This is a genomic window from Streptomyces niveus (genome assembly GCF_001723055.1).
In the GTDB taxonomy this organism is placed as follows: domain Bacteria; phylum Actinomycetota; class Actinomycetes; order Streptomycetales; family Streptomycetaceae; genus Streptomyces; species Streptomyces niveus.
The window spans coordinates 1-5,559 of sequence record NZ_MDCR01000456.1 but is presented as its reverse complement, the minus strand read 5'-3'; the positions used below and the strand labels follow the sequence as shown (position 1 = coordinate 5,559).

Sequence of the window (5,559 nt, the reverse complement as noted above, 5' to 3'; positions counted from 1 at the left end):
GCCGGGGACCTCCGCGTCGGCGGCTTCGGCGGGCCCGGGGCACTCGCCGCGTGGCTGGTCGCGCACCGTATCGACGTCCTGGTCGACGCCACCCACCCCTTCGCCGCCACCATCAGCGCCCACGCCGCCGAGGCCGCAACCGCCTCCGGCACCGACCACTTCGCCCTGCGCCGCCCCGGCTGGCCCACCGACCCCCGCGACCGCAGGCACCCTGCCCGCTCCCTCGCGGACGCCGCCGCGCAGCTCCCGGCGCTCGGCGCCGAACGCGTCTTCCTCACCACCGGGCGGCAGGGCCTGGCCGCGTTCGCGGGGCCCGAACTGGACGGGCTGCGCTTCCTCGTACGCACCGTGGAACCGCCCGAGCCGCCCCTGCCCCGCGACATCCGCCTCCTGCTCGACCGGGGCCCGTACACCTTCGAAGGCGAGAGGGCGCTCCTGCTCGACCACCGCGTGGACGTCCTCGTCACCAAGGACAGCGGCGGGGCGGCCACCGAGGCGAAACTCGTCGCCGCCCGCGAACTCGGCCTGCCCGTCGTCATGATCGAACGGCCACCCCCGCCCGAGGGAGTACCGGAAGTCCCCGACGTACCGGCCGCGCTCGCCCGGCTCGGCGTCAGTCGCGGCGCAGCAGATACGTGTCCATGATCCAGCCCTTGCGCGCGCGGGCCTCCGCCCGCAGCTCCACGATCCGGTCCGCGACCTCCGAGAGCCGCCCCGAGACCAGGATCTCGTCCGGCGTCCCGACGTACGCGCCCCAGTGGATGACCGGATCCTCCGCCAGGTAGTGGCGGAACGACTGGTGCCCGTCCAGCATCACCACCACGTCGTCAACCCCCTCCGGCCACGCCTGGGCCAGCCGTCGGCCCGTGGTGATCTGCACCGGGCGCGCCACCCGGTTCAGCCCGGTGCGGTGCTTGGCGAGCAGCGCCGAGACGCTGCTGATGCCGGGGATCACCTCGTGCGTGAAACCGACGGTGCCGCGCGCCAGGATCTCGTCCAGGATGCCGAGCGTGGAGTCGTACAGCGCGGGATCGCCCCACACCAGGAACGCGCCGGTCTGGTTCTCGCCCAGCTCGTCGGTGATCATCCGCTCGTAGATGTCGGCGCGCCGGGTGCGCCAGTCGCCGACGGCGGGGGAGTAGTCGGCGCCGCCCGCCGTCCGGTCCCGCTCCGGATCGCGCGCCTCGACCAGCCGGTACTCGCGGCCCTCCGCGATGTGCTCCGCGAGGATGTCGCGCCGCAGCCCGATCAGGTCCGCCTTCGCCTCGCCCTTGTCGAGGAGGAAGAAGACGTCCACCCGGTTCAGCGCCTTGACCGCCTGGAGGGTCAGCTGGTCCGGGTCGCCCGCGCCGATGCCGATCACATAGATCTGTCTCACGGCCCGAGTCTGCCTCATGGCTCCGGACGCCATCCCGTCCCATCCATACATCGGATGTCTCCTTGGGTCTTACGTTCGCCGGGGGCCCCGACATATGCTCCGGCCATGCGTGTCGCCCTCTTCGTCACCTGCGTCAACGACGCGGTGTATCCGTCCACCGGGATCGCGACCGTGCGGCTCCTCGAACGCCTCGGGGTCGAGGTCGACTTCCCCGAGGCCCAGACCTGTTGCGGACAGCCCCAGTTCAACACCGGCTACCGGCGCGAGACCGAGCGGCTCGTACGCCGTACGGCCGCCGCCTTCGAGGGGTACGACTACGTGGTGACCCCCTCGGGATCCTGCGCCGCCATGGTCCGGCAGCACTATCCGAAGATCGGCGACGCCTCGGCCGCCGCCCTCGCCACCCGCACCTACGAGCTGACCGAATTCCTCGTCGACGTCCTCGAAGTGACCGACGTCGGCGCGTACTTCCCGCACACCGTGACCTACCACCCGTCCTGCCACGGGCTGCGCCTCCTCGGCCTCGGCGACCGGCCGCGCCGGCTCCTCGAAGCCGTCGAGGGACTGGAGCTGCGCGAGCTGCCGGGCGCCGACGAATGCTGCGGATTCGGCGGCACCTTCGCCCTGAAGAACTCCGATGTCTCGACCGCCATGGGTCAGGACAAGGTCAGCCACGCCGTCTCCACCGGCGCCGAGGTCCTGTGCGGCGCCGACAACTCCTGCCTGATGCACATCGGGGGCGTACTGCGCCGCGAGGAAGCACCCCTGCGCGCCCTGCATCTCGCCGACATCCTGGCGAGCACCCGAGAGGAGCCCCTCGTATGAGCGGGACGTTCGTCGGTATGCCGTCCTTCCCGCGCGCGGCCAAGGAGGCCGTGCACAACAAGACCCTGCGCGGCAATCTGCGCCACGCCACCCACACCATCCGCGACAAACGCGCCAAGGCGGTCGCCGAACTCGCCGACTGGGCCGAGCTGCGCGAGGCCGGCAAGCAGATCAAGGACCACACGCTGCGCCATCTCGACCGCTATCTCCTCCAGTTGGAGGAGCGGGTCACGGCGGCGGGCGGCACCGTCCACTGGGCGGCCGACGCCGACGAGGCGAACCGCATCGTCGCCGACCTGGTCAAGGCCACCGGCGAGAGCGAGGTCGTCAAGGTCAAGTCGATGGCCACCCAGGAGATCGGCCTCAACGAAGCCCTGGAGGCCGAGGGCATCGCGGCGTACGAGACCGACCTCGCCGAGCTGATCGTCCAGCTCGGCGACGACCGGCCCTCCCACATCCTCGTTCCCGCCATCCACCGCAACCGCGCCGAGATCCGGGACATCTTCCGTACGAAAATGGCCGACTGGGGCCGCGCCGCGCCCGACGGTCTGACCGACATCCCGGCGGACCTCGCCGAGGCGGCACGGCTCCACCTGCGGGAGAAGTTCCTGCGCGCGAAGGTCGGCGTCTCCGGCGCCAACTTCATGGTCGCCGAGACCGGCACGCTCGTCGTCTTCGAGTCCGAGGGCAACGGCCGGATGTGTCTGACGCTGCCCGAGACCCTGATCTCCGTCGTGGGCATCGAGAAGGTGGTGCCGAGCTGGCGGGACCTGGAGGTGTTCCTCCAGACGCTGCCGCGCTCGTCGACGGCCGAGCGGATGAACCCGTACACCTCGACCTGGACAGGCACCGCCGACGGCGACGGGCCGAAGACCTTCCACCTCGTCCTCCTCGACAACGGCCGCACCGGCACCCTCGCCGACGAGGTCGGCCGCCAGGCACTGCGCTGCATCCGCTGCTCGGCGTGTCTCAACGTCTGTCCGGTGTACGAGAGGGCCGGCGGGCACGCGTACGGCTCCGTCTATCCGGGGCCGATCGGCGCCATCCTCAGCCCCCAACTCCGGGGCACCCAGAGCGAGATCGACGCCTCGCTGCCGTACGCCTCGTCGCTCTGCGGCGCCTGCTACGAGGTGTGCCCGGTCGCGATCGACATCCCCGAGGTGCTGGTCCATCTGCGGGAGCGGGTCGCCGGCCAGGGCGGCAAGGGCCACCGGCTGGAGAAGGCCGCGATGAAGGCGGCGGGATGGGTGCTCGACCACCCCGGCGTACTGGGCGCGGGGGAGCGGGCCGCGTCGAAGACGCGCAGGCTGCACCCGTCGAAGCTGCCGGGGGCGGGCGCGTGGACCCGGAGCAGGGAGCTGCCGGAGATGCCGGCGGAGCCGTTCCGCGACTGGTGGAAGAAGAACCGGAAGCCGAAGCCGGACGGGACATCGAAGCCGGACGGGAAGAAGTCCTGATGAGCAACACAGCTGATTCGACCGGCCCGACCGGCCCGACCGGCCCGATCGGCTCGCGGGAGCGCATCCTGGCCCGGATCCGCGCGGCGGTCGCCGACGCGCCCGACGCTCCCGAGGTCACGCGCGACTACCTCGACACGCACACCCCCGACGCCGCCATGGTCGACCTGCTGGCCGAGAACCTCGCCGACTACCGCGCCCTCGTCCACCGCACCGACTCCGCCACGCTCCCGGACCTGCTGATGCGCCTGCTCGCCGAGCACGGCTCCCGCACGGTGCTCGTACCGCCGGGCCTGCCGCCGGGGTGGCTCGCCGCCGCCGATCCGACCAGGATCCATGACCGGGAGGCTTCCACCGCACGGGAGTTGGACGAGGTCGACAGTGTCGTCACCGGCTGCGCCGTGGCCATCGCGGAGACGGGCACGATCGTCCTGGACGGCAGCCCCGACCAGGGACGGCGCCGGATCTCGCTCGTCCCGGACCACCACATCTGCGTGGTCCGGGTGCCGGAGCAGGTCGTCGCGTCCGTACCGCAGGCCATGCCGCGCCTCGACCCGACCCGGCCGCTGACCTGGATCTCGGGACCGTCGGCGACGAGCGACATCGAGCTGGACCGGGTCGAGGGCGTACACGGCCCGCGCACGCTGGAGGTCGTCCTGGTCGAGGACTGACCGGCGCGGCGCCCCGCTGGCTGTCACGCGTCGGGCACCCAACTGCCGTGGAATCCCAGGGGCACCCGGCCCGGCAGATGGATCCGCGCGACCGGCGGTCCGGTGAAGTCCTGCGCCGACAGCACGACGAGGTCGGACGCGCCGCGCTCCGGGTCGTGGACGTACGCCAGCGTGTAGCCGTCCTCCGCCGACGATCCTCCAGACCGAGCACGTTCGGACCGACGCGCAGATAGCGGCCGTTCAACTCACGGGGGATCCGGCCCGTCACCGGCAGCCCGAAGGCCGTCAGCTCCTCGGTGACCGGCGCGAACGCCCCCTCCAGGAACGGGTACGAGACCCCGCCGGTCAGTCCGCGGGCGGCTGCCTGGGCCGTCCCGGCCCGGCCGCCCGCCCCGTACACCCCCCACGACACTGCCCGCCGCCGCGACGGCAGCGCCCCGCAACACCCTGCGCCGTGTGTGACCACTCATCGCCACTCTCCCCTGTCTCGACCGGCCGCCCGACAGCCTCGTTCGGCTCGCCAGGAAGATCTTGCTGCGGATGCCCGCGCAGGTCAGGAGGGCTGAGACCCGGACGTGGGTGTAGCCGGCCGGTCTGTCGCGGGGTGTCACTCACCCCCGGACCGGGTCAGACGCGGCGCCTCGGCGACCGCGTCCACCGGAGTGTCGCCGATGCGTTCCGCCAGCTCATGGGCCCAGGAGGTCAGCCCGCTGACATCGATCCCGTACGGTGCCCGGTCCGCGTACCCGGAGATCCGCCCGGCGCCCCGCAGCAGCAGCCGCGCCCCGCCGGTCCGATTGCCCCGGGCGGCATGCGTGAGCCCGACCGCGAGCTGCGCCATCCCCCGCCACAGCGGCTCCTCCTCCTCGGGCCCCGACTTCCACGCGTCCTCGAACACCTCGTGCGCGTGGAAGGGCATCCCCGCGTCGAGCAGCCGCTGCGCCTCCCGCAACGTCTCGCCGGGCGCCCGCACCACCCCCTCGGGCTGCCGCTCGACCCCGTCCGCCCCGTAGGGCAAGGGCCGCCCCAGCCCATCCCTCGGCCGCGCGTTCCGCGCCCGCCCTTCGATGTCCCGATCCCACCGGCTCTCCGTCATGCCCCGATTGTCTCCCGCCCCTCCCGTCCCACGGGCGGCCCGTCGCCGGTCCGGGGTGGGGTAATGTTCTCCACTGTGGCCGCCGGGGAGATCTTCCGGGCGGCGGAACAGCGGGACGTGGCGCAGCTTGGT

At 72.4% G+C, this 5,559-nt stretch carries 6 protein-coding genes and 1 pseudogene; 4 read left to right on the top strand and 3 right to left on the bottom strand.

Annotated elements, in window-relative coordinates; translation table 11 throughout:
• Positions 1 to 645: cobalt-precorrin-6A reductase (locus BHU15_RS36125; protein WP_069630964.1), on the top strand; the 645-nt coding region annotated here is incomplete at its 5' end.
• Here BHU15_RS36125 and cobF read toward each other — a convergent pair.
• Positions 614 to 1,378, bottom strand: coding sequence for a precorrin-6A synthase (deacetylating) (cobF, locus tag BHU15_RS36120; RefSeq protein WP_247748626.1), 765 nt, complete (start codon positions 1,376 to 1,378; stop codon positions 614 to 616). The genes BHU15_RS36125 and cobF overlap by 32 nt on opposite strands.
• A gap of 105 nt (positions 1,379 to 1,483) precedes the next feature.
• On the opposite strand from cobF, the gene BHU15_RS36115 reads away from it, so the two are divergent.
• From BHU15_RS36115 to BHU15_RS36105, 3 genes are read left to right on the top strand one after another with little or no spacing between them, the layout of a single operon-like run.
• Positions 1,484 to 2,203 carry a (Fe-S)-binding protein gene (locus tag BHU15_RS36115; protein ID WP_069630962.1) on the top strand — a complete coding sequence of 240 codons (720 nt, stop codon included), beginning with the start codon at positions 1,484 to 1,486 and terminating at the stop codon, positions 2,201 to 2,203.
• The gene (locus BHU15_RS36110; RefSeq protein ID WP_069630961.1) at positions 2,200 to 3,660 is read left to right on the top strand and encodes a LutB/LldF family L-lactate oxidation iron-sulfur protein; all 1,461 of its coding nucleotides are present in this window, start codon (positions 2,200 to 2,202) and stop codon (positions 3,658 to 3,660) included. The genes BHU15_RS36115 and BHU15_RS36110 overlap by 4 nt, the downstream gene beginning before the upstream one ends.
• 47 nt (positions 3,661 to 3,707) lie before the next feature.
• Positions 3,708 to 4,331: a LutC/YkgG family protein gene (locus BHU15_RS36105; protein WP_069630965.1), complete on the top strand. Its 624-nt coding sequence runs from the start codon at positions 3,708 to 3,710 to the stop codon at positions 4,329 to 4,331.
• A 23-nt stretch (positions 4,332 to 4,354) separates the two neighbouring features.
• Here BHU15_RS36105 and BHU15_RS38905 read toward each other — a convergent pair.
• Together BHU15_RS38905 and BHU15_RS36100 are read right to left on the bottom strand one after the other, a co-directional pair.
• A pseudogene (locus tag BHU15_RS38905) lies at positions 4,355 to 4,516 on the bottom strand (carotenoid oxygenase family protein); the annotation flags it as partial.
• Positions 4,517 to 4,938: 422 nt separating this feature from the next.
• Positions 4,939 to 5,427, bottom strand: a complete 489-nt coding sequence (locus BHU15_RS36100; RefSeq protein ID WP_069630960.1) for a DUF309 domain-containing protein — start codon at positions 5,425 to 5,427, stop codon at positions 4,939 to 4,941.
• Between the last annotated feature and the right edge of the window lie 132 nt (positions 5,428 to 5,559).

Excerpts from the sequence above, each read along its gene's own strand:
- BHU15_RS36115 (WP_069630962.1), top strand. The coding sequence starts at position 1,484 with ATGCGTGTCGCCCTCTTCGTCACCTGCGTCAACGACGCGGTGTATCCG.
- BHU15_RS36100 (WP_069630960.1), bottom strand. The coding sequence starts at position 5,427 with ATGACGGAGAGCCGGTGGGATCGGGACATCGAAGGGCGGGCGCGGAAC.
- BHU15_RS36110 (WP_069630961.1), top strand. The coding sequence starts at position 2,200 with ATGAGCGGGACGTTCGTCGGTATGCCGTCCTTCCCGCGCGCGGCCAAG.